The organism is Streptomyces griseorubiginosus (assembly GCF_036345115.1).
Classification (GTDB): domain Bacteria; phylum Actinomycetota; class Actinomycetes; order Streptomycetales; family Streptomycetaceae; genus Streptomyces; species Streptomyces griseorubiginosus_C.
Map to the genome: position 1 here is coordinate 3,754,621 of NZ_CP107766.1, position 20,290 is coordinate 3,774,910.

Here is a 20,290-nt window from a genome sequence, read left to right on the forward strand (position 1 = left end):
CCGAGTTACTGGTAAGCACCTGTGCGAATTCAGGTCAAGATCCGCATTCCCGCGCCCGGTCGAGGAGCAGGTCCCGCTCCCGCTCGTTGCGGGTCAGCGCGGCCGCCCGCTCGAACTCGGCCCGGGCCTCCGCCGTACGGCCGAGGCGGGCGAGGAGGTCGCCGCGGACGCTCGGCAGCAAGTGGTAGTCGTGCAGGGCGGGTTCAGCGGTGAGGGCGTCGACGATCTCCAGGGCCGGGGCCGGGCCCTCGGCCATGGAGACGGCGACCGCGCGGTTGAGTTCGACGACCGGGGAGGGGGCGCGGGCGGCGAGCAGGGCGTAGAGGGTGGCGATGGCCCGCCAGTCGGTCTCCTCGTAGGAGTACGCGTGCGCGTGGCAGGCGGCGATGCCGGCCTGGAGGACGTAGGGGCCCGGGGCGCCGGTGGCCGTGGCGTCCGCGCGGGCCAGGGCCTTGATGCCGCGGGCGATGAGCATGCGGTTCCAGCGGCTGCGGTTCTGGTCCTTGAGCAGGACGGGTTCGCCGCGCGGTCCGGTACGGGCCGCCGTCCGGGAGGCCTGGAACTCCAACAGGGCCGCCAGGCCGTGCACTTCGGGTTCCTTGGGCATGAGCGCGGACAGCAGCCGGGCCAGCCGCAGGGCGTCCTCGCACAGGGACGGGCGCAGCCAGTCGTCGCCCGCGGTGGCCGCGTACCCCTCGTTGAAGATCAGGTAGATGACGTCCAGGACCGAACCGAGGCGGGCCTCACGGTCGGGGCCGTAGGGCACCTCGAAGGCGATGTTCTTCGTGGCGAGGGTCCGCTTGGCGCGCACGATCCGCTGGGCGACCGTGGCCTCCGGGACGAGGAAGGCGCGGGCGATCTCGGGGGTGGTGAGGCCGCCGAGCAACCGCAGGGTGAGCGCGGTGCGGGCCTCCGCGGACAGCACCGGGTGACAGGTGGTGAAGACGAGCCTGAGCAGGTCGTCGTCGATGTCCTCGGGGTCGGCGGGCTCCTCCGGCGGGGCGGTCTCCGGCAGGTCCCGGCCGATCTCGGCCAGCTTGCGGGCGTAGTTCTCCCGGCGGCGGACCAGGTCGACGGCCTTGCGGCGCGCGATGGCCATGAGCCAGGCGCCGGGGTTGTCGGGGACGCCGTCGCGGGGCCACTGCTCCAGCGCGGCGACCAGCGCGTCCTGCGCGAGTTCCTCGGCGATGCCGACGTCCCGGACGACCCGGGTGACGCCGGCGATGATCCGGGGGGACTCCAGGCGGAAGACGGTCTCGACGGAGGACCGGGCATCGGTGCGGGAGGGCTGTGAGGTGGTCACAGCCCCCATTCGACACCGTCACGGCCGTACGGCCAAGGAAGGCGATGCGATCCCCGGGCCTCAGCCCTCGACGATCTCCCGCACCTCGCAGGTGACCGTCCAGTGCTCCTCGTGGACCTTCAGGAAGCGCTTGGTCCACTCGATCGCCTCGGCCATGTCCTTGGCCTGCACGATCGCGTACCCGCCGACGACCTCCTTGGCCTCGGTGAAGGGCCCGTCGGTCACCGACAGCTCACCCTTCTCCCAGTGGACCCGGGTCCCCTGCGCGGTCGGCGTCAGCCCGGCGGTGTCCAGCAGCACCCCGGCCTTCGTCATCTCCTCGATCAGCTCGCCCATGCGCTGCATCAGGGCGTCGCTGGGGCCCTCGGCGGGGGCGTTCTGCTCGTCGATCCGGACCATCGACAGGTAACGCGGCATGGTGACTCCTCGGTCGGTGCGGGGCCGGTCCTTCCCGGCCTCTCACCAGTGCGTCGATCGGAAGGGCCCGGGATCGACAGACTCCGCGGATTTCTTCGGAGAATTTTTCCCGGGCCCTCAAGCATGCGCCTGACCTGCTACGACAGCGAGCCGCCGAAGGTCGCCCGGTCGACCGGCGCCCCGACCGTGCGGGGTCCGAAGGTGAACGCCGCGTCCGTCACGATGCCCGTCGGACGTCCCCGCAGCGACCAGACCGCGCCTTCGCCGGCGTTCGCGCCCTCGACACCGTTCTCGCCGGGCGCCCCCGCCGCGAGGTCCGCGTAGCCGTTGCCGTTGATGTCGTGGATGCTGACCGCGCCACCGAACTGGTCGCCCGACTCCGCGGCGCCGGGGACGCCGTCGGTGTCCTGGGTGAAGCCCTGGGAGCCCGTGCCGGTCAGGCCGCCGCGGCCGCCGTAGAGGACGTTGACCATGCCGGCCCCTTGCTTGTCGCCGAGCTTCTCGCCGGGCGAACCGACGGCCACGTCGGCGTAGCCGTCGTTGTTGACGTCACCGGCGGTCACCGCGTCGCCGAAGCGGTCGTCCTCCTCCTTGGCGCCGGGGACTCCTTCGGTGTCCTGGCTGTACGACTTCCAGGTGGACGCCGGCTTCAGACCGGACGCCGAGCCGAGGGCCACGGTGACCGAGGAGTCGTTCGGGACGCCCCGGACGACGTCGTCGAAGCCGTCGCCGTTGACGTCACCGAAGGCCACCTGGCCGCTGCCGTCAGGGGAGTCGACGTAGGTGAAGCCTCCGGAGGCGTTGGCCAGGTACAGCTGGGAGCCGACGCCGCCCTCGCCGATGTAGACGGTCAGCGCGAGGTCGTCGCGGCCGTCGCCGTTGACGTCCCCGGCGGCCGCGTACATCACGTCGTAGGGCTCCACCTTGGGCGAGCCGAAGTCCTGCGTGGCGGTCGGCTTCCCGTCCCGGGAGATCGGGCCCCGCCAGACGGTGGCCTCGGTGCCGAGCGGGTCGTCGCCCGGGGCCCGGCCGCCGCGGAACAGGACCAGGTCCGGCCAGCTGTCCCCGTCGAAGTCGCCCGCCTGCGTGGTCGCCGCGGGCACGGACACCGCGCCGGACAGGCCCTCCTTGGAGCCCCAGACGACGACCGCGTCCCGGTTCGAGTCGGCCTGTCCGATGATCAGGTCGGTGCGCCCGTCGCCGTCCAGGTCCCCCGTGGACAGCTGGTAGCCGAAGTTCTCGCCCGCGGCGGGATCGCCCGGGATGCCGCTGGTGGAGCGGCTGATGATGGTGCGGCTGTCCTTGGTCAGGCCGTGCGGGCCGCCGTACATGACGGTGACGTAGCCCGCCCCCTTCTTGCCGCCGACCGTGGCGATCGGGGCGCCGACGGCGAGGTCCTTGTAGCCGTCGCCGTTGAAGTCGTCCTGGACGGCCTTCGATTCGGCCGCCGAGGCGCTGCCGGCGAGGGCGGGGATCCCGCCGAGCGCGAGGACTCCGGCGATCAACGGTACGGACCAGGCTTTGTACGCACGCGAGTTGGACATCTGTGTTTCCCCCTGGTTACTGCAGTGTGGTCACCGCAACAGACATCACTGGACGCGCGCTGGTTGCAGCAGTCATCCAGTTTTTTCGGTGAACACGTCAGCGAGGACTCGGCGGAGCTCGGCGAGAGCTCAGCGAGAGCTCAGCGGAGCGACTCCCACAGCTCGCTCGCCGCGGGCTCCTTCGCGACCACCCGGTTGGGGTCTGAGGGTGCGGTCACCACCGGCATGGTCACGGTCTTCACCCGGTCGCTCGACAGGCCCTTCAGGCTCTCACCGAGGCTCATCAGCTCGGTCAGCGAGTCGAGGCCGGTGTCGGTGGTGAGGCTGCCGGTGATCGCGTCGGTGACGGAGTACAGCTTGGTGGGGCTGGTCAGGAGGTTCGTCGCGGAGATCTGCTCCAGCAGCGCCTTCACCAGGGTCTGCTGGAGGCCGATGCGGCCCAGGTCGCTGCCGTCGCCTATGCCGTGCCGGGTGCGGGCGAGCGCGAGGGCCGTCTTCCCGTCCAGGTGGTGGGTGCCCGCCTTCAGGTGCAGGTGGCTGTCGTCGTCGTCGATGTCCTGGTCCGTGGTGACCGTGACCCCGCCGAGGGCGTTCACCAGCTTCGCGAAGCCCGAGAAGTCGATCTCGACGTAGTGGTCCATGCGGACGTCCGTGATCGACTCGACGGTCTTGACCGCGCACACCGGACCGCCCACCGAGTAGGCGCTGTTGAACATCGCGCCGTACGCCACCGCCGTGGAGCCGCCGCTCTTCAGCGGGCAGGAGGGGCGGGTGACGAGGGTGTCGCGCGGGATGCTGACGATCGTGGCTCCGGTGCGCCCCGCGTCGACGTGCACGACCATCGCGGTGTCGGAGCGGGCCCCGGTGCTGCTGCCGCCGCCGAGCGCCTTGTTCTCCTTGCCGCTGCGCGAGTCGGAGCCGAGGACCAGGATGTTGAGGGCCTCGGTGGGCAGCGGGGCCTCCTGCGAGGCCTGAGAGGTCTGCGAGGCCGAAGGGGTCGGGGTGACCTTGGCGGGACGGTCGTCGCCGAGCGCGCTGTTGATGTCGACGCTCTTGATGTTGCTGTTGAGATGCCAGTACGCCCAGCCGACCGTCCCGATGCCCAGTACCAGGGCGCCCGCGAGGGTGAGGCCGGCGGCCTTCAGCAAACGCCGCCGCCGGCCCGTCCGTCTGCCCTCGTCGTCTCCCGTCACAGGAAGGAACGTACGTCCGAATTATTACGAGGAACGCCTCCGGAGCGGCTTTCTTCGGAAAATCTCACGCTTCTCAGCCCAGCGTCACGCTCGGCACCGGGTTGCTCCCGCTCCAGGAGGCGTTGAACCCGAAGGTCACGGAACCGCCGTCCGGGACCGTCCCGTTGTAGGAGGCGTTGGAGCAGCCGACCACCGCGCCGGACTGGGTGCAGTCGGCGTTCCAGGCCTGGGTGATCCGCTGACCCGCCCCGAACGTCCAGCCGACCTTCCAGGACGACAGCGCGGCACCCTTGCAGGAGATCGTCACCTGCCCCGTGAAGCCGGTGTTCCACTGACTGGTCACGCTGTAGGAGGCGCTGCACGCGCCGGTCGGCGGCGGGGTGGTCGTCCCGCCGAGCGCCTCCGCGATGGCGTAGTACGCCGGTTTCGGCGCGTAGTTCTCGTCGTACGGCGTCGCCGCGCCCTGTCCAGGGAAGGTGCTCGGGATCCAGGAGTCGGAGTCGGTGAAGCCCCAGACGGTGGCGCCGACACAGCGCGCGACGGCCACGCAGGCGTTCATGACGGCCTTGTAGTCGGCGGCCTGCTGGGTCAGCTTCGCGCTGTCGGAGGGCAGCGTCATCCGGATGTCCAGCTCGGTGATCGCCACGTCGACGCCGAGGTCGGCGAAGCGCTGGATGTTCTGCTGGAGTGTGGCGGGGACCTGACCGACGATCAGATGGGCCTGGAGTCCGACGCCGTCGATCGGGACGCCCTGCTCCTTCAGCGACCTGACGAGGTTGTACAGGGCGGTCGACTTCGCGTTGACGCCCTCGACGTTGTAGTCGTTGATGTAGAGCCTGGCGGCCGGGTCGGCGGCGCGGGCGGCGGTGAGGGCCTGGGCGATGTAGCCGGTGCCGAGGCCGTTGTACCAGAGGGTCTGGCGGTAGGTGCCGTCCTCGTTGAAGGGTTCGTTGACGACGTCCCAGGCCGCGAGCCGCCCCTTGTAGCGCCCGACCTCCAGCGAGATGTGGTCGTTGAGCAGCGTGCTCAGCTGGGCCTGGGTCCAGGTGCCGTTGGTCAGCCAGCTCGGGTTCTGGCTGTGCCAGACCAGGGTGTGACCGCGCACCTGCTGGCCATGGGCCTCGGCGAAGTCCACGATCTGGTCGGCCTCGGCCCAGTTGTAGCTGCCCCGGGTCGGCTCGACGGAGCCCCACTTCATGGCGTTGCCGGGAGTCAGCGAGTTGAACTGCACCCCGGCGAGCTCGCCGTAGGTCCCGGTGAGCTTGGACCCGGTGACGGCGGTACCGATGACCTTGCCCTTGGCGGCGGCGAGGTCGCGGAGGGGCGAGTCAGCGGCATGGGCGGTGGGTGCGGTGGCCATGAGCGCGCCGAGGAGGAAAAGGGGTAAGCCGGTTCTCAGAGATCTCATGCGGGGCGCCTCCGAAAGTTTCGGTTACACAACCGATTGACTTCGGAGGAGTGTGGGCGCAGGCACATCACGCGTCAAGGTCACCCACCCCAGGGGCGCGGGGCTGTGTCGACATGCGGCTCCGCCGCGTGGGCGCGACCAGCCACAACAAACCCGCACCCGCCCCACAACCCGACCCGGCACCCCCCTAGGCGCAACGTGCCGTACTACTGCGAACCACCAAGCTCGTAGCCAGCTCCACCCGAGTCGCCGCCGCAGCGTCCCCGTCCCGCCCCAGATCCAGCACCAGCTTCGCCGCCGCCTCGGCCATCTCCGTCAGCGGCTGCCGTACGGTCGTCAGCGGCGGCCCCACCCACGGCGCCACCGGCAGGTCGTCGAACCCGACCACGCTCAGGTCCTCCGGGATCCGCAGCCCCAGCTCGCGCGCGGCCTCGTACACGCCGAGCGCCTGGAGGTCGTTGCCGGCGAAGACCGCGGTGGGCCGGTCCGGGCGGCGCAGCAGTTCCAGGCCCTGTCGGTAGCCGGTCTCGTGGTGGAAGTCGCCGGCCATGATCAGCCCGGGGTCGACGGGCAGCCCGGCCGTCTCCAGGGCAGCCCGGTAGCCGTCGATGCGGGCGCGGCTGCACATCATCCGGGAGGGTCCGGTGATCGCGCCGATCCGCCGGTGCCCGAGCTCGACGAGGTGCCGGGTGGCCGCGAGCCCGCCCTGCCAGTTGGTCGCGCCGATCGAGGGCACGTCGGCGCCCGGATCGCCGGCCGGGTCCATCACCACGAACGGGATCGACCTGCTGCCCAGCAGCGCGCGCTGGGACTCGTCGAGCCCGGACAGCACCAGGACCACGCCGTAGGGGCGGCGGGCGGCGACCTGGTCGGCCCAGGTGCGGCCGGGGGTGAGCCGCCCGGCACTCTCGCTCAGCACCACGCTGAGCCCGGCGTCGCGGGCCACGTTCTCCACGCCCCGGATGACCTCCATCGCCCACGCGCTCTCCAGCTCGTGGAAGACCAGGTCGATCAGGGGCGAGCGGCTCGCCTCGGCGCGTCGGCGCCGGTAGCCGTGCGCGCGCAGCAGGTCCTCGACGCGGGCGCGGGTCGCGGGCGCGACGTCGGCCCGGCCGTTGAGGACCTTCGAAACTGTCGGCGCCGAGACGCCGGCCTCCCGGGCGATCTCGGCGAGGGTCGCGGTCTGCTGCGACCGCCCCACCGCAGGGGAAGTCGTCCGGGTTTCAGCGGGCTCCGGGGGTGTCATGGCGGCGATCGTATCCCTGCGCGACCTCTTGACGAACCCTCCTGGCGGCCCTAGGTTCCCAAAACATTCGGATTGAGCATCGAAACATTCGCGAAGGCGTCGTCGACCGACAGTCGAGCCCGACAGGAGTTACATGACCACCGCGCCCTGGCGTGACCCCGCCCTGACCGCCGCCGCCCGTGTCGACGACCTCCTCTCCCGGATGACCCTGGAGGAGAAGACCGCCCAGTTGTACGGCGTGTGGGTGGGCGCCAGTACGGACGGGGACGGCGTCGCTCCCCTGCAACGCGAGATGACCGCCGACTACGACTGGGACGAGCTGATCACCCGGGGTCTCGGCCAGCTCACCCGTCCCTTCGGCACCGCCCCCGTGGACCCGGCGCTGGGCGCGCAGGCACTGGCCCGCGCCCAGCGCCGTATCGCGGAGGCGGGCCGCTTCGGCATTCCGGCGCTGGCCCATGAGGAGTGCCTGGCCGGCTTCACCACCTGGCGGGCCACCGCCTATCCCGTTCCGCTCGCGTGGGGTGCGAGCTGGGACGCCGAACTGGTCGCGGAGATGGCCGGCGCCATCGGCCGCGACCTGCGCGCGGTCGGCGTCCACCAGGGACTGGCCCCCGTTCTGGACGTCGTCCGCGACCCGCGCTGGGGGCGGGTCGAGGAGACGATCGGCGAGGACCCGTACCTGGTGGGCACGATCGGCGCCGCGTACGTCCGGGGCCTGGAGCAGGCCGGGATCGTCGCCACGCTCAAGCACTTCGCCGGGTACGCCTCCTCGGCGGGCGCCCGCAACCTCGCGCCCGTGCGGGCCGGGGTGCGGGAGTTCGCCGACATCACCCTGCCGCCCTTCGAGTTCGCGCTGCGCGAGGGCGGGGCGCGCTCGGTGATGGCCGCGTACACCGACACCGACGGCGTCCCGGCCTCCGCCGACCCCGGTCTGCTGACCGAACTCCTGCGTGAGGAGTGGGGGTTCACCGGCACGGTGGTCGCGGACTACTTCGGCGTGGGCTTCCTGCAGACCCAGCACCGGATCGCCGGCACCGAGGCGGGCGCGGCCCACGCGGCCCTGGAGGCGGGCCTGGACGTCGAGCTGCCGACGGTGAAGTGCTACGGCAACCCGCTCGTCGAGGCGGTCCGGGCCGGGGAGGTCCCGGAGTCCCTGATCGACCGGGCAGCCCGCCGGGTCCTGCTCCAGAAGTGCGAGCTGGGCCTGCTGGACGAGGACTGGAACCCGGAGCCCACCGGCCGGATCGACCTGGACTCGACGGCGAACCGGGCCCTGGCCCGCCGCCTCGCCGAGGAGTCGGTGGTCCTCCTCGACAACCCGGACGGCCTGCTCCCGCTGGCCCCGGACACCCGGATCGCGGTCGTCGGCCCCCGCGCCGCCGACGCACTGGCGATGCTCGGCTGCTACTCCTTCCCGTCCCACGTCCTCACCCACCACCCAGACGTCCCGACGGGCATCGAGATCCCCACGGTCCTCGAGGCCCTGCGCGCCGAACTCCCGGACGCCAAGGTGACGTTCACCGAGGGCTGCGGGGTCGACGACCCGGACACCGGGGGCTTCGAGGAGGCGGTGGCCAGGACGGCCGAGGCGGATGTGTGCGTGGCGGTGCTCGGCGACCGGGCGGGCCTGTTCGGCCGGGGCACCTCGGGCGAGGGCTGCGATGTGGCGGACCTGCGACTGCCGGGTGTCCAGGGCGAGTTGCTGGACTCCCTGGTCGCCACCGGCGTCCCGGTGGTCCTCGTCCTGCTCACCGGCCGGCCCTACGCGCTCGGCCGCTGGCAGGGCCGGCTCGGCGCGGTCGTCCAGGCGTTCTTCCCCGGCGAGGAGGGCGGCCCGGCGGTCGCCGGAGTCCTCTCGGGCCGGGTGAACCCCTCGGGCCGCCTCCCGGTGAGCGTGCCGCAGGTACCGGGCGGCCAGCCCTGGACCTACCTCCAGCCCCCGCTCGGCCTCGCGGGCGGGGTCAGCAACCTGGACCCGACCCCGCTGTACCCGTTCGGACACGGCCGCTCCTACACGGAGTTCGTGTGGGAGGACTTCGGGGGAACGGCTCCCGAGCTCACCACGGACGGCTCGTACGACGTGTCGCTGACCGTCCGCAACACGGGGGACCGGGCGGGCGCCGAGGTCGTCCAGCTGTATCTGCACGACCCGGTGGCCTCGGTGACCCGCCCGGACGTCCGTCTGATCGGCTACCGGCGGCTGGAGCTGGACCCGGGCGAGTCCCGCCGCGTGACCTTCCGCTTCCACGCGGACCTGTCCGCCTTCACCGACCGCAGGGGCAGGAGGATCGTGGAGCCGGGCGACCTGGAGCTACGGCTGTCGGCGTCGAGCGCGGAGGCCCGGCACACGGTACGGCTGCATCTGACGGGCCCGGTACGGGAGTTGGGCGCGGACCGTCGGCTGCGGTGCGAGACGGAGCTGTCGTAGGGACCGCGGTCACCCGACGGACTCGAACCGCCACCGGTGCACCGCCCGGCTCACCAACTCGGGGTCCGGCTCCGGGAGTTCGGGCAGCTCGGCGTCGTAGGCCGCGTCCCACCACGTGATGACGAGGACGCGGTCCTGCGGCCCCCGGAAGGTCTCGCGCCGCGACGGCCGTACGGGAAGCTCCTGTCGGCGGGCCCAGGCGAGCAGTTCCTCGCCCCGGCCCTCGACCGCCCGGGCCTCCCACATCAGCGCGACCGTCACGAGTAGAGGTTCTCCTTGCTGATCTCGTGGACGTGGTCGTGGCCCGGCACGTGCGGGTCGGTCACCGGCAGGGAGGAGTCGGCCGACAGGTCCCAGCTGGACGCGGGCCGGTTCCGCGCGACCATCTCCGCGCCGAGCGCGGCGACCATCGCGCCGTTGTCGGTGCACAGCTTGGGGCGCGGGACGCGGAGGCGGATCCCGGCGGCCTCGCAGCGCTCCTGGGCGAGGGCCCGCAGGCGGGAGTTGGCGGCCACCCCGCCGCCGATCATCAGGTGGTCGACGCCCTCGTCCTTGCAGGCGCGCACGGCCTTGCGGGTCAGCACGTCCACGACCGCCTCCTGGAAGGACGCGGCCACGTCACGCACCGGCACCTCCTCCCCCGCGGCCCGCTTGGCCTCGATCCAGCGGGCGACAGCGGTCTTCAGCCCGGAGAAGGAGAAGTCGTACGCCGGGTCGCGCGGCCCGGTCAGCCCGCGCGGGAAGGCGATCGCGGACGGGTCGCCCTCCCGCGCGTACCGGTCGATCACCGGCCCGCCCGGGAAGCCGAGGTTCAGCACCCGGGCGATCTTGTCGAAGGCCTCGCCGGCCGCGTCGTCGATGGTCGCGCCCATGGGACGGACGTCGGAGGTGATGTCCGAGGACAGCAGCAGGGACGAGTGCCCGCCGGACACCAGCAGCGCCATCGTCGGCTCGGGCAGTGCCCCGTGCTCCAGCTGGTCCACGCAGATGTGCGAGGCGAGGTGGTTGACGCCGTAGAGGGGCTTGCCGAGGGCGTAGGCGTACGCCTTCGCCGCCGACACCCCGACGAGGAGGGCGCCGGCGAGTCCGGGACCGGCGGTGACGGCGATGCCGTCGAGGTCCTTCGCGGAGACCCCGGCCTCCTTCAGGGCACGCTCGATGGTCGGCACCATCGCTTCGAGGTGCGCCCGGGAGGCCACCTCCGGGACGACACCGCCGAACCTTGCGTGCTCGTCCACGCTGGACGCGATGGCGTCGGCGAGCAGGGTGGTTCCCCGGACGATGCCGACGCCGGTCTCGTCACAGGAGGTCTCGATGCCCAGGACAAGCGGTTCGTCAGCCATTGATCTCGGTTCCTCGTACGGAAGTTGAAGGGTCGGTGAGTCGCATGACCAGGGCGTCCACGTTGCCCGGCTGGTAGTAGCCGCGCCGGAACCCGATGGCCTCGAAGCCGAAGCGCTCGTAGAGCTTCTGGGCGCGGATGTTGTCGATCCGGCACTCCAGCATGACCTCGGCGCACTCGAAGGCGGTCGCGGCCCGCAGCAGTTCGGTCAGCAGGGTGGCCCCGAGTCCGGTGCCCCAGTGGTCACGGGCGACGGCGATCGTCTGGACGTCGGCCAGCTCGCCGGCGGCGGCGAGCCCCGCGTACCCCACGATCCGCTCGCCCTCCTCGGCCACCACGTACCGCCGGGTCGCCTCGGGTCCCCGGGCGTGCGCCAGCTCGGACCAGAACATGCCCCGGGACCAGGCGTCCTCCGGGAAGAGGTCCCTCTCCAGCTCCAGGACGGGGTCGATGTCCCACCAGCGCATCTCACGCAGCACAGGAGTCACGGGGGCGGTCACTTGGGGGTGACCACCTTGTAGTTCTTGGGTACCTGGGCGTCGGGCCGCCGCAGGTACAGCGGCCGTGGTGCGGGCAGCTCCTCCCCGGCCGCGATCCTCTCGGCCGCGAGAGCGGCGAGCGCGGCGGCACTGACGTGCTCGGGCTCGCGGACGTCGGGGAAGGTCTCGGGGTAGAGCAGCGCCCCGGCTCCGACGGCGGGCAGTCCCTCGACCCGCTCGGCGATGTCGGCGGGCCGGTCGACGGAGGGTTCACCGGTTCGGGTACGGGAGTCCTCGTACCGCGCCCAGTAGACCTCCTTGCGCCGCGCGTCGGTCGCCACGACGAAGGGCCCCTCGCCGGGGTCGGCCGCGTACGCGAGCCCGTCCAGGGTGCACACCCCGTACACGGGCACGCCGAGCACGAGCCCGAAGGTGTCCGCGGTCATGAGCCCGACCCGCAGTCCGGTGTACGGCCCCGGCCCGGTCCCCACGACGATCCCGGTGACGTCGCCCAGTGTCACCCCCGCGTCGGCGAGCACCCGGTCGACGGCCGGAAGGAGCAGTTCCCCGTGCCGACGGGCGTCCACCTGACTGAAGGAGGCGAGCACGTCCCTCCCGTCGTGCAGAGCGACGGTGACGGCGGGCGTGGCGGTATCCAGAGCGAGCAACAGCACGCGAACAGCCTACGGCTCCCGGGAGGACGGGGCGGCCGCAGGCCGACTTCGGCACAGCGGGCGCCCCACGAGCTGCTACCGTCACCACAAATCAGGACTAAATACTCAAGAGGTATCGGTGGCACCCAGTAGCGCAGGCTTCGTAACCGCCCTCACCACGGCGGCCCTCGCAACGGTCGGCTTCCTCGCCTACCAGGCCTCCGCCACCGCCCCCGGCAAGGCCGGCCCGGACGGCACTCCCGCGGCCGTCACCTCGAAGGTCCCCCAGGTCAAGCGGGACCCCACCGCCCTCCCCGCCGGTTCCGGCGAGGGCGCACGCGTCGTGTACTCCCTGGACGCCGACCGGGTCTGGCTGGTGGGCCCCGGCGACACGGTGACCCGCACCTTCGAGGTCACCCCGGGGAGCGTCGACCCCGCTCCCGGCGTCTACGCGGTCACCTCCCGCTCCAACGCGATCACCGGCACCGACGGCATCCCCGTCGAACACGTGGTCCGCTTCGCCTCCGGCGCGGACGGCGTGGCCATCGGCTTCAGCGCGGCCGTACGGGATCCCGCGCCCCTCCCCGCCTCCGACGCCGTACTGACGGGCGGCATCCGGGAGTCCCGCGCGGACGGCGACGCGATGTGGACCTTCGCGATGATCGGCGCGAAGGTCGTCGTGATCCACTGAGCCCGGCCGGGCGACGGGTCGGCCGAGCGGCTGGAGCCCGGTCAGGCGGCCTTGGGGCGGTCCTGGTCCACGGCTGCCCCGCCGGTCCCGGGGTCGGGCAGCCGCGGTGGTGTCGAGACGGCTTCCGCCGCCGCGCAGGACGCCAGCAGGTCGCGCATGGACACGCCGCCGGCGATCGCGTACGGCTGCGGCTGGGGCCGGTTCTCGGTGGCCGACATGGACGCCTCCTGAAGTTCGGGGGCGGGCGTGGTTAGGCAGACCTAACTACGGGCTGGGTACCATGTGACCACGCGCGAGACACCGAATGCAATATCTTGCCGACGCGTTGTCGGAACGTTCACGGAAAACGACCGTCCGGCGGCCGACCCGGCGCTCAGGCGGTCAGCACGCCGAGGTCGGCCGCGGCCCACCGCTCCCCGACCGGCGTCAGCGTCACGTGCCGCACCTCGTCGGTGGTGTCACCGACCGCCCGGTGGATCTGGACGTGCAGCCGGTCGTCGGTCAGCTCCTCGACCTTGCCCTCGCCCCACTCCACGACGACCACCGACTCCGGCAGCGACACGTCGAGGTCGAGGTCCTCCATCTCGTCGAGCCCGCCGCCCAGGCGGTACGCGTCGACGTGCACGAGCGGCGGCCCGTCGCCGAGGGACGGATGGACCCGGGCGATCACGAAGGTCGGCGAGGTCACGGCCCCCCGCACCCCGAGTCCCTCACCGAGTCCGCGGGTCAGGGTCGTCTTGCCCGCGCCGAGCTCCCCGCTGAGCATCACGAGGTCCCCGGCGCGCAGCAGCTTGGCGAGCTTCAGGCCCAGCTCGCGCATCTGCTCGGGGGAGGTGACGGTCAGCTCGGTCTCAACCGGGTTGCGCGGTACTGCTTCCATAACCGCCAACGGTAGCCCCTGCGGGCACCGCCCCCGCGCGGGTGAGGAGGTCGGCGAGGCGGTCGGTGACCACTTCCGGGTGTTCCAGCATGACCAGGTGTCCGGCGTCCGGGACCAGCACCAGCTCCGCCTCCGGGAGCAGGGAGGCGATGGCCTCGCTGTGCTCGCTGGGCGTGACCATGTCCCCCACGCCGGCGAGCACGAGCACCGGCTTGTCCGCGAAGTGGGCGAGGGCGGCGGTCTTGTCGTGGTTGTCGAACGCCGGGTAGTACTCGGCGACCACGTCGATCGGGGTGCCCTCGATCATCCGTTCGGCGAACCGGACGACGGCCGGGTCGACGTCCCGGGAGGCGAAGGAGTAGCGCTTGATGATCCCGGCGAACAGGTCGGCGGTGGCCCGGCGCCCCTTCTCCACCAGGTCGGCCCGCTGCCCCAGCGCCTTGAGGACGCCCGGCAGCACCCGCCGCACGGCATTGACACCGGCGACCGGCAGCCCGAAGTTGACCTCGCCGAGCCGCCCGGACGAGGTGCCGACCAGGGCCACCGCGACCACCCGGTCGCGGATCAGCTCGGGGAACGCGTCGGCCAGCGCCATGACGGTCATGCCGCCCATGGAGTGCCCGACGAGCACGATCGGTCCCTCGGGCACCGTGGCGTCGATGACGGCCTTCAGGTCGCGTCCGAGCTGCTCGATGTCGACCGGCACCCCGTCCTGCACCTGCCGTACGCCCCGCCCGGACCGTCCGTGGCTGCGCTGGTCCCAGTGCACGGTCCGGACGACACCCCTGAGGGCCGCCCGCTGGAAGTGCCAGGAGTCCTGGCTCAGGCAGTAGCCGTGGCTGAAGACGACGGTGACGGGAGCGGGGGCCTTGCGCCCGAACAGCCGGCGTCGGCGCGGCGACAGGGCGGGCGCGGACTCCGGGTCCACGTCGTCGACCTCGTAGTACAGCTCGGTGCCGTCGTCGGAGTACGCCTTGCCGGGCGTGCCGCGCAGCGAGCCGTACGGCCCGGTCGAGTCGAGGGCGAGACGCGCCCTCTGCCGCATGCCGCGCCCGACGGTGAGCCGCTCGATGGCGACGCCCGCCGCGGCACCCGCGGCGATCACGCCTATCGCGGCGCCGGCGATCCCGGTCGCCCGGCGCCAGCCGGCGCCCGCCCCCGCCGCGGAGGCGAGGGCCACCGACGCGGCGGCGTCGACGACGGCCTCCGCACTGCTCTCGCTCACGTACCGCTCCTGTTCGCTGGGTCGGGTGATGCTGGGTCGGGTGATACCGGTGTGGTGGGACTGGCTGTTCTCGCACGTACTGTGCGGTTACCCCGCTTGTCCCTCGTTCACATAGACGCGGGGAACGCGTGTTCCGATGCGGGTCACGATCTCGTACGCGATGGTGCCCGCGGCCTGTGCCCAGTCCTCCGCGGTGGGCTCGCCCCCGTCGCCGGGGCCGAAGAGCACGGCCCGGGTGCCGGTCGGCGGTGCGTCGCCGCCGAGGTCCACGACGAACTGGTCCATGGCGATCCGCCCGGCGACCGTACGCCACTTGCCGTCGACCAGGACCGGGCCGGCCCCCGAGGCGTGCCGCGGGACGCCGTCCGCGTAGCCGACGGGCACGAGGCCGAGGGTGGTCTCGCCCGGGGTGACATAGCGATGGCCGTAGCTGACGCCATGGCCGCCCGGGACGCGCTTGACCAGCGCGATCGACGCCGACAGCGTCATGACCGGGCGCAGTCCGAAGTCGGCGGGGGCGCCGAGGTCGGGGCTGGGCGAGATGCCGTAGACCGCGATCCCGGTGCGGACGAGGTCGAAGTGGCTCTCCGGGAGGGTGAGCGTGGCGGGCGAGTTGGCGATGTGCCGGACCTCGGGGCGCACGCCCTGTCCCTCGGCGTACGCCAGCATCTCGCGGAAGAGGGTGAGCTGGGCGGTGATGGAGGGGTGCCCGGGCTCGTCGGCGCAGGCGAAGTGCGACCAGAGCCCGGTGACGCGCAGCAGGCCCTGCGCCTCGGCGCGCAGGGCCTCGGCGACCAGCTCGGCCCAGTCCTCGCCGGGCTGGCAGCCGCCGCGCCCGAGCCCGGTGTCGGCCTTCAGCTGCACGCGCGCGGGCAGGCCCGCCGCGCGGGCCGCGTCGGTGACCTCGCGCAGGGCCCACAGGCCGCTGACGGACACGTCGAGGTCGGCCTCGATCGCCTCCCGCCAGGGCCCGCCGGGGGTCCACAGCCAGCACATGATCCGCCCCGGCAGACCCGCCTCGCGCAGGGCGAGGGCCTCCTCCGGGGTGGCGGTGCCCAGCCACTCGGCACCCGCCTCGACCGCGGCGCGGGCGCAGGGCACCGCGCCGTGGCCGTACGCGTCGGACTTGACCACGGCCATGAGGGCGGCCCCGGACGCGCGGGCGCGCAGGGCCCGCACATTGGCCCGCAGCGCGGCCAGGTCGATCTCGGCTCGGGCGCGGAGCGGTGCGGTCGGGGCAGTTGCTGTCTCGTTCATGGCGCCCCCAGTGTCTCAGAGGCGACTGACACCACCGATGAGCACGTCCCCGGGACGCACCCACGCGCGCGTGCGTCAGAGGCTCAGGCCGTGCCGGGCCAGGTACTTCACCGGGTCGATGTCCGAACCGTAGGGGCGCCGGGCGCGCACCTCGAAGTGCAGGTGCGGGCCGGTGGCCCGCCCGGTGGCGCCGCTGCTGCCGATCCGGGTGCCGGCCTTGACCTTGGCTCCGCGCGCGACCGAGATGCGGTTCAGATGGCCGTAGACCACATAGCGGCCGTCGCTCATCTTGAGCGTCACGGCCTTTCCGTACGACCCCGACCAGCTGGCCAGGACGACGGTGCCGGTGCCGACCGCGTAAACCGGGGTGCCCTTGGGGACGGCAAGATCCACTCCTGTGTGGTATCCCACCAGCCAGTTGCCGCGCACCCGGTAACGCATCGTCACCCTGGCTCGCTTCTTGATGGGGCGGGTCCACTTGGCGGGGGCGAGGGCGCGGTCGCTGTCATCGACCTCGACGTCCTCGGCCGCCGCCAGCAGTTCCTCGAACTCCTCGTCCATGTCGCCGGAGCAGCTGCCTCCGGGCTCTTCGGGCTGTTCCTGTGACGGGTCCGGGATGTCCTCGCGGTCCTCACGGAAACCGAGAACGGGACTCCCCAGAACGACTGCCGCTCCGCCCAGCAGTTCACGCCGGGTGGTGCCGCGTATATTTGGCTCATCCATGCGGCCAGCGAAACATCGCCCTTTCGGCTCCGCATATTCGGCCGACCGGTATTGGTCCCATCAGGTAGTAGTTCGCGAACGGTGCTCCATTTGCCACCGCGCGGGCGGGCGGTGGCAGGCCCCCGCCGCCGCGCCCGCCCCGCTCCCGGTTCCGCCGCTCCCGGTTCCGCCGCGCCCGGTTCCGCCGCGCCCGGCCGCTTTCACGTCCGTCGCGTCCCGCGACCGTCGCGCGCCGGCCTCGCGTGACCGTGCTCCGGGCAGCGCGCGCTCACGCCTTCGTCACGGCCCGCTCCCGGTTCCGCCGCGTCCCGCCTCCACGTGCGTCGCGTCCCGCCTCCACGTCCGCCGCGTGCCCGCCCTGCGTGGCCGTGCTCCGGGCACCCCCCGCTCACCCCTCCGTCACGTCCCGCCAGGCCTCCGGTAGCGCCTCTGCCACGTCGTGGGCGCCCACCGGTGCTCCGTGCGCCGCGAAGCGGCCGGCCAGGCCGTGCAGGTAGGCGGCCGTGCTGCCGGCGTCCAGGGCCGTCAGTCCGGACGCGAGCAGGGACCCCGCGAGACCGGACAGGACGTCACCGCTGCCGGCGGTGGCCAGCCAGGGCGTCCCGGTCGGATTGACGCGTACGGCCCCGCCGGCGGCGTCGGCGACGAGCGTGGTCGAGCCCTTGAGCAGCACGGTCGCCTCGTAGCGGGCGGCGAGCTCGCGTGCCGAGGCCAGCCGGGCCGCCTCGACCTCCTCGCGCGGCACCCCCAGCAGCGCGGCGGCCTCTCCGGCGTGCGGGGTCATGAGAGTCGGAGCGGTCCGTGCCCGTACGGCGTCCCGGTCGGCGAGCCGCAGCCCGTCCGCGTCGACGAGCACGGGCACGTCCGACGCCAGCACCTCGCCGACCGCCGAGGCGTCGTCCCCGGCCCCCGGCCCGACCACCCACGCCTGCACCCGCCCGGCCTGCTTCGGACCCCGGTCGGAGACGAGCGTCTCGGGGAAGCGGGCGAGCACGGCGTCCCCGGCGGGCCCGACGTACCGCACGGCCCCGGCACCGCCCCGCAGCGCCCCGGACACGGCGAGCACGGCGGCCCCCGGATAGCGCGCGGACCCGGCGGCGATCCCGACGACACCGCGCCGGTACTTGTCGCTCTCCCCGCTCGGCACCGGCAACAGCCGCCGCACGTCAGCGTGTTGGAGCGCCTCCAGCTCGGCCTCGCCGGGCAGCACAGCGCTCAGCCCGATGTCGACGAGCCGCACCGACCCGGCGTACTCCCGCGCGGGATCGACCAGCAGTCCCGGCTTGTGCGTCCCGAAGGTGACGGTCAGATCGGCCCGTACGGCGGCCCCCCGCACCTCCCCGGTGTCCGCGTCGACCCCGCTCGGCAGATCCACGGCGACGACGGCACCCCGCGCCCGCTCGGCGCCCTCGGCCAGCCGGGCGGCCTCGGGCCGCAGCCCGCCCTTGCCGCCGATACCGACGATGCCGTCGAGAAGGAGGTCGGCGCGGGCGATCAGGTCTTCGACGCCAGCCGCTCCATGGGGTCCGGCGGCCCGCCGATCACCCTCCACGGCCCGTCCGTCGGTCCCCACCGCACGCCCACCGGCCCGCCTCAACGCGGCCAGCCCCCCGGCATGGGCCCGTTCCGGCGCGAGCAGCACGGCGGTCACCCCGGCGCCCCGGCGCGCGAGCCGCGCGCCCGCGTACAGGGCGTCCCCGCCGTTGTCCCCGCTCCCGACGAGCAGCACGACCCGACGGCCATACACCCGCCCCAGCAGGTCCGCGCAGGCGGCCGCCAGCCCGGCCGCCGCCCGCTGCATGAGCGCACCCTCCGGCAACCGGGCCATCAATTCCCGCTCGGCCGCCCTGACCGTCTCCACGCTGTACGCAGTTCGCATGGGTCCGAGTGTCCCCCGCAGGGGACGGAGGTGAACAACGGCGACCCGGCGCACCCACCGGATATCAGGTGCCGTGGCGTCGGCCGCCAGTGCAGACTCCCTGTATGGCAGACATGGGGGCGTTCCGGGACGCGGTGAGCGGCTGGGCGAACGGTGGTTCCGGTGATCCGGCGCGTGAGTTGTCCGAGCAGTTGGGAGTACGGACGGCGGTGCTGCTGGAGGGCCCGAGCGATCTGGCGGCCGTGGAGACGCTGGCGGCACGGCGGGGCCGGGACCTGGCCGCTGAGGGGGTGGCGGCGGTGTCGATGGGCGGGGCGATGAGCATCGCCCGCTTCGCCGCCGTCCTGGGGCCGCCCGGCCTGGACCTGCGCCTGTCGGGCCTGTGCGACGTACGCGAACAGCCCTACTACGACCGTGGCCTGAGGCGGGCGGGCGCGGCCGACGCGGCGTACTTCGTCTGCGAGGCGGACCTGGAGGACGAACTGATCCGCGCGCTCGGCACGGCGAGGGTCGAGGAGATCGTCGAGACGGAGGGCGACCTCCGCCCCTGGCAGACCTTCCTCTCCCAGCCCGCCCAGCACGGCCGCCCCCGCGAGCAGCAACTCCGCCGCTTCCTGGGCACGAAGAAGGGCCGCAAGATCCGCTACGGCCACCTCCTGGTCGAGGCCCTGGACAGCGACCGGGTCCCGGCCCCGCTGAACGACCTGTTCGCGGCGCTGGGGCACGGCTGAGCGACGTTCACAGCGGTCACCCCTCCGCGATCACCACCGCCGAAGCGACCCCCGCGTCATGACTGAGCGACACGTGCCAGGACCGCACCCCGAGTTCGGCGGCCCGCGCGGCCACGGTCCCGGTCACCCGCAGCCGGGGCTGCCCGCTGTCCTCGACGTACACCTCGGCGTCGGTCCAGTACAGGCCGGCCGGCGCGCCCAGTGCCTTGGCCAGCGCCTCCTTGGCGGCGAACCGCGCGGCGAGCGAGGCGACCCCCCGCCGCTCCCCACCGGGCAGCAGCAACTCACTGTCCAGGAACAACCGCCGGGCCAACCCCGGCGTACGCTCCAGCGACGCCGCGAACCGCTCGATCTCGGCAACGTCGATACCGACCCCGATGATGCTCATCCGGGCACTTTACGATCCCTACGGAGTCCCTGAGGGTCTGCCGGAGTCCCTGAAGAGCGCGCCGTGACCACTGCCGGGTCGTACCAGGTCAGCCCTGCCCCGGCGTCATCACCGGAGCGGTCGTCTCCACGGGGTCGCCGGGCTGCCAGGCGCCCGAGGTCCACTCCGGGGTGGGGGTCGGCCGGGGCGGTGCGGGTGGAGGGTTCGGGCCCCGGTTCGGGTTCTGGGGAACGGCGCCGGTCCCGCCACTGGAACCGCCCGCCGTCTTGCCGGACCCGGTCGATGTCCCGGACCCGCCCACCCGGGTCGAGGAAGTCCGGGTCGGCCGCGGTGTCGGGGTGGACCTCGAAGGTGTGGGAGAAGCGGAGACAGATGCGCTCGGGGAGGGGGACGCCGAGGGCTTGGCCTTGAGGGCGTCGGCCGTCGGGGATGCCGAGACCGTCGGCGCAGGGTCCGCCTCCCCGGGGTCGGCCGAGCACCCGCCCACGCACAGCACGGTC

General features: G+C 72.9%; 20 protein-coding genes. 3 read left to right on the top strand and 17 right to left on the bottom strand.

Features of this window, described 5'->3' with window-relative positions; translation table 11 throughout:
- Positions 1 to 34: 34 nt before the first annotated feature.
- The 6 genes from OHN19_RS16710 to OHN19_RS16735 form a co-directional block, all read right to left on the bottom strand.
- Positions 35 to 1,303 carry an RNA polymerase sigma factor gene (locus OHN19_RS16710; protein ID WP_330264967.1) on the bottom strand — a complete coding sequence of 423 codons (1,269 nt, stop codon included), beginning with the start codon at positions 1,301 to 1,303 and terminating at the stop codon, positions 35 to 37.
- A 60-nt stretch (positions 1,304 to 1,363) separates the two neighbouring features.
- The gene (locus OHN19_RS16715) at positions 1,364 to 1,720 is read right to left on the bottom strand and encodes a YciI family protein (protein WP_330264968.1); all 357 of its coding nucleotides are present in this window, start codon (positions 1,718 to 1,720) and stop codon (positions 1,364 to 1,366) included.
- Between the two features lie 137 nt (positions 1,721 to 1,857).
- Positions 1,858 to 3,264, bottom strand: coding sequence for an FG-GAP-like repeat-containing protein (locus tag OHN19_RS16720; RefSeq protein WP_330264969.1), 1,407 nt, complete (start codon positions 3,262 to 3,264; stop codon positions 1,858 to 1,860).
- A gap of 140 nt (positions 3,265 to 3,404) precedes the next feature.
- A complete protein-coding gene (locus OHN19_RS16725; RefSeq protein WP_330264970.1) occupies positions 3,405 to 4,457 on the bottom strand; it encodes an LCP family protein in 1,053 nt (350 codons plus the stop codon).
- Between the two features lie 73 nt (positions 4,458 to 4,530).
- Positions 4,531 to 5,865: an endo-1,4-beta-xylanase gene (locus OHN19_RS16730; RefSeq protein ID WP_330264971.1), complete on the bottom strand. Its 1,335-nt coding sequence runs from the start codon at positions 5,863 to 5,865 to the stop codon at positions 4,531 to 4,533.
- 187 nt (positions 5,866 to 6,052) lie between these two features.
- The gene (locus OHN19_RS16735) at positions 6,053 to 7,111 is read right to left on the bottom strand and encodes a LacI family DNA-binding transcriptional regulator (RefSeq protein WP_330264972.1); all 1,059 of its coding nucleotides are present in this window, start codon (positions 7,109 to 7,111) and stop codon (positions 6,053 to 6,055) included.
- Between the two features lie 133 nt (positions 7,112 to 7,244).
- Here OHN19_RS16735 and OHN19_RS16740 point away from each other — a divergent pair, with 133 nt between their 5' ends.
- Positions 7,245 to 9,542, top strand: a complete 2,298-nt coding sequence (locus OHN19_RS16740; RefSeq protein WP_330264973.1) for a glycoside hydrolase family 3 N-terminal domain-containing protein — start codon at positions 7,245 to 7,247, stop codon at positions 9,540 to 9,542.
- Between the two features lie 9 nt (positions 9,543 to 9,551).
- Here the strand turns inward: OHN19_RS16740 and OHN19_RS16745 are convergent, their stop codons facing one another.
- From OHN19_RS16745 to tsaB, 4 genes are read right to left on the bottom strand one after another with little or no spacing between them, the layout of a single operon-like run.
- Positions 9,552 to 9,803, bottom strand: coding sequence for a hypothetical protein (locus OHN19_RS16745; RefSeq protein ID WP_330264974.1), 252 nt, complete (start codon positions 9,801 to 9,803; stop codon positions 9,552 to 9,554).
- Positions 9,800 to 10,885 (bottom strand): tRNA (adenosine(37)-N6)-threonylcarbamoyltransferase complex transferase subunit TsaD, encoded by a 1,086-nt coding sequence (tsaD, locus tag OHN19_RS16750; protein ID WP_330264975.1) that lies wholly within the window; start codon positions 10,883 to 10,885, stop codon positions 9,800 to 9,802. Before tsaD ends, OHN19_RS16745 begins: the two co-directional genes overlap by 4 nt.
- Positions 10,878 to 11,384 (bottom strand): ribosomal protein S18-alanine N-acetyltransferase, encoded by a 507-nt coding sequence (rimI, locus tag OHN19_RS16755; protein WP_330264976.1) that lies wholly within the window; start codon positions 11,382 to 11,384, stop codon positions 10,878 to 10,880. Before rimI ends, tsaD begins: the two co-directional genes overlap by 8 nt.
- Entirely contained in the window at positions 11,381 to 12,037 is a 657-nt protein-coding gene (gene tsaB / locus OHN19_RS16760) for a tRNA (adenosine(37)-N6)-threonylcarbamoyltransferase complex dimerization subunit type 1 TsaB (RefSeq protein WP_330264977.1), read from the bottom strand. Before tsaB ends, rimI begins: the two co-directional genes overlap by 4 nt.
- 118 nt (positions 12,038 to 12,155) lie before the next feature.
- Between tsaB and OHN19_RS16765 the strand changes: the two genes are divergently transcribed.
- Positions 12,156 to 12,707, top strand: a complete 552-nt coding sequence (locus OHN19_RS16765; protein WP_330264978.1) for a hypothetical protein — start codon at positions 12,156 to 12,158, stop codon at positions 12,705 to 12,707.
- 41 nt (positions 12,708 to 12,748) lie between these two features.
- Here OHN19_RS16765 and OHN19_RS16770 read toward each other — a convergent pair whose 3' ends face one another.
- The 6 genes from OHN19_RS16770 to OHN19_RS16795 form a co-directional block, all read right to left on the bottom strand.
- Complete coding sequence (locus OHN19_RS16770; protein ID WP_330264979.1) at positions 12,749 to 12,925, bottom strand: hypothetical protein; 177 nt, start codon at positions 12,923 to 12,925, stop codon at positions 12,749 to 12,751.
- A 155-nt stretch (positions 12,926 to 13,080) separates the two neighbouring features.
- On the bottom strand, positions 13,081 to 13,587 hold the full coding sequence (gene tsaE / locus OHN19_RS16775; RefSeq protein WP_330264980.1) for a tRNA (adenosine(37)-N6)-threonylcarbamoyltransferase complex ATPase subunit type 1 TsaE: 507 nt from the start codon (positions 13,585 to 13,587) through the stop codon (positions 13,081 to 13,083).
- Positions 13,559 to 14,812, bottom strand: a complete 1,254-nt coding sequence (locus tag OHN19_RS16780; protein ID WP_330264981.1) for an alpha/beta hydrolase — start codon at positions 14,810 to 14,812, stop codon at positions 13,559 to 13,561. The genes tsaE and OHN19_RS16780 overlap by 29 nt, the downstream gene beginning before the upstream one ends.
- A gap of 87 nt (positions 14,813 to 14,899) precedes the next feature.
- Positions 14,900 to 16,069 carry an alanine racemase gene (gene alr / locus OHN19_RS16785; protein ID WP_330264982.1) on the bottom strand — a complete coding sequence of 390 codons (1,170 nt, stop codon included), beginning with the start codon at positions 16,067 to 16,069 and terminating at the stop codon, positions 14,900 to 14,902.
- A 75-nt stretch (positions 16,070 to 16,144) separates the two neighbouring features.
- Positions 16,145 to 16,792, bottom strand: a complete 648-nt coding sequence (locus OHN19_RS16790) for a M23 family metallopeptidase (RefSeq protein ID WP_330264983.1) — start codon at positions 16,790 to 16,792, stop codon at positions 16,145 to 16,147.
- A 388-nt stretch (positions 16,793 to 17,180) separates the two neighbouring features.
- Positions 17,181 to 18,671 carry an NAD(P)H-hydrate dehydratase gene (locus tag OHN19_RS16795; protein WP_330264984.1) on the bottom strand — a complete coding sequence of 497 codons (1,491 nt, stop codon included), beginning with the start codon at positions 18,669 to 18,671 and terminating at the stop codon, positions 17,181 to 17,183.
- A 104-nt stretch (positions 18,672 to 18,775) separates the two neighbouring features.
- Here OHN19_RS16795 and OHN19_RS16800 point away from each other — a divergent pair, with 104 nt between their 5' ends.
- The gene (locus OHN19_RS16800; protein WP_330264985.1) at positions 18,776 to 19,402 is read left to right on the top strand and encodes a TOPRIM nucleotidyl transferase/hydrolase domain-containing protein; all 627 of its coding nucleotides are present in this window, start codon (positions 18,776 to 18,778) and stop codon (positions 19,400 to 19,402) included.
- Positions 19,403 to 19,418: 16 nt separating this feature from the next.
- Here the strand turns inward: OHN19_RS16800 and OHN19_RS16805 are convergent, their stop codons facing one another.
- Positions 19,419 to 19,790, bottom strand: coding sequence for a holo-ACP synthase (locus tag OHN19_RS16805; protein WP_330264986.1), 372 nt, complete (start codon positions 19,788 to 19,790; stop codon positions 19,419 to 19,421).
- Between the last annotated feature and the right edge of the window lie 500 nt (positions 19,791 to 20,290).

What these genes read in the sequence shown, in the direction of transcription:
- OHN19_RS16715 (WP_330264968.1), bottom strand. Translation starts at nt 1,720, where the DNA reads ATGCCGCGTTACCTGTCGATGGTCCGGATCGACGAGCAGAACGCCCCC.
- OHN19_RS16720 (WP_330264969.1), bottom strand. Translation starts at nt 3,264, where the DNA reads ATGTCCAACTCGCGTGCGTACAAAGCCTGGTCCGTACCGTTGATCGCC.
- OHN19_RS16730 (WP_330264971.1), bottom strand. Translation starts at nt 5,865, where the DNA reads ATGAGATCTCTGAGAACCGGCTTACCCCTTTTCCTCCTCGGCGCGCTC.
- OHN19_RS16735 (WP_330264972.1), bottom strand. Translation starts at nt 7,111, where the DNA reads ATGACACCCCCGGAGCCCGCTGAAACCCGGACGACTTCCCCTGCGGTG.
- OHN19_RS16740 (WP_330264973.1), top strand. Translation starts at nt 7,245, where the DNA reads ATGACCACCGCGCCCTGGCGTGACCCCGCCCTGACCGCCGCCGCCCGT.
- tsaD (WP_330264975.1), bottom strand. Translation starts at nt 10,885, where the DNA reads ATGGCTGACGAACCGCTTGTCCTGGGCATCGAGACCTCCTGTGACGAG.
- OHN19_RS16770 (WP_330264979.1), bottom strand. Translation starts at nt 12,925, where the DNA reads ATGTCGGCCACCGAGAACCGGCCCCAGCCGCAGCCGTACGCGATCGCC.
- tsaE (WP_330264980.1), bottom strand. Translation starts at nt 13,587, where the DNA reads ATGGAAGCAGTACCGCGCAACCCGGTTGAGACCGAGCTGACCGTCACC.
- alr (WP_330264982.1), bottom strand. Translation starts at nt 16,069, where the DNA reads ATGAACGAGACAGCAACTGCCCCGACCGCACCGCTCCGCGCCCGAGCC.
- OHN19_RS16790 (WP_330264983.1), bottom strand. Translation starts at nt 16,792, where the DNA reads ATGGATGAGCCAAATATACGCGGCACCACCCGGCGTGAACTGCTGGGC.
- OHN19_RS16795 (WP_330264984.1), bottom strand. Translation starts at nt 18,671, where the DNA reads ATGCGAACTGCGTACAGCGTGGAGACGGTCAGGGCGGCCGAGCGGGAA.
- OHN19_RS16800 (WP_330264985.1), top strand. Translation starts at nt 18,776, where the DNA reads ATGGCAGACATGGGGGCGTTCCGGGACGCGGTGAGCGGCTGGGCGAAC.
- OHN19_RS16805 (WP_330264986.1), bottom strand. Translation starts at nt 19,790, where the DNA reads ATGAGCATCATCGGGGTCGGTATCGACGTTGCCGAGATCGAGCGGTTC.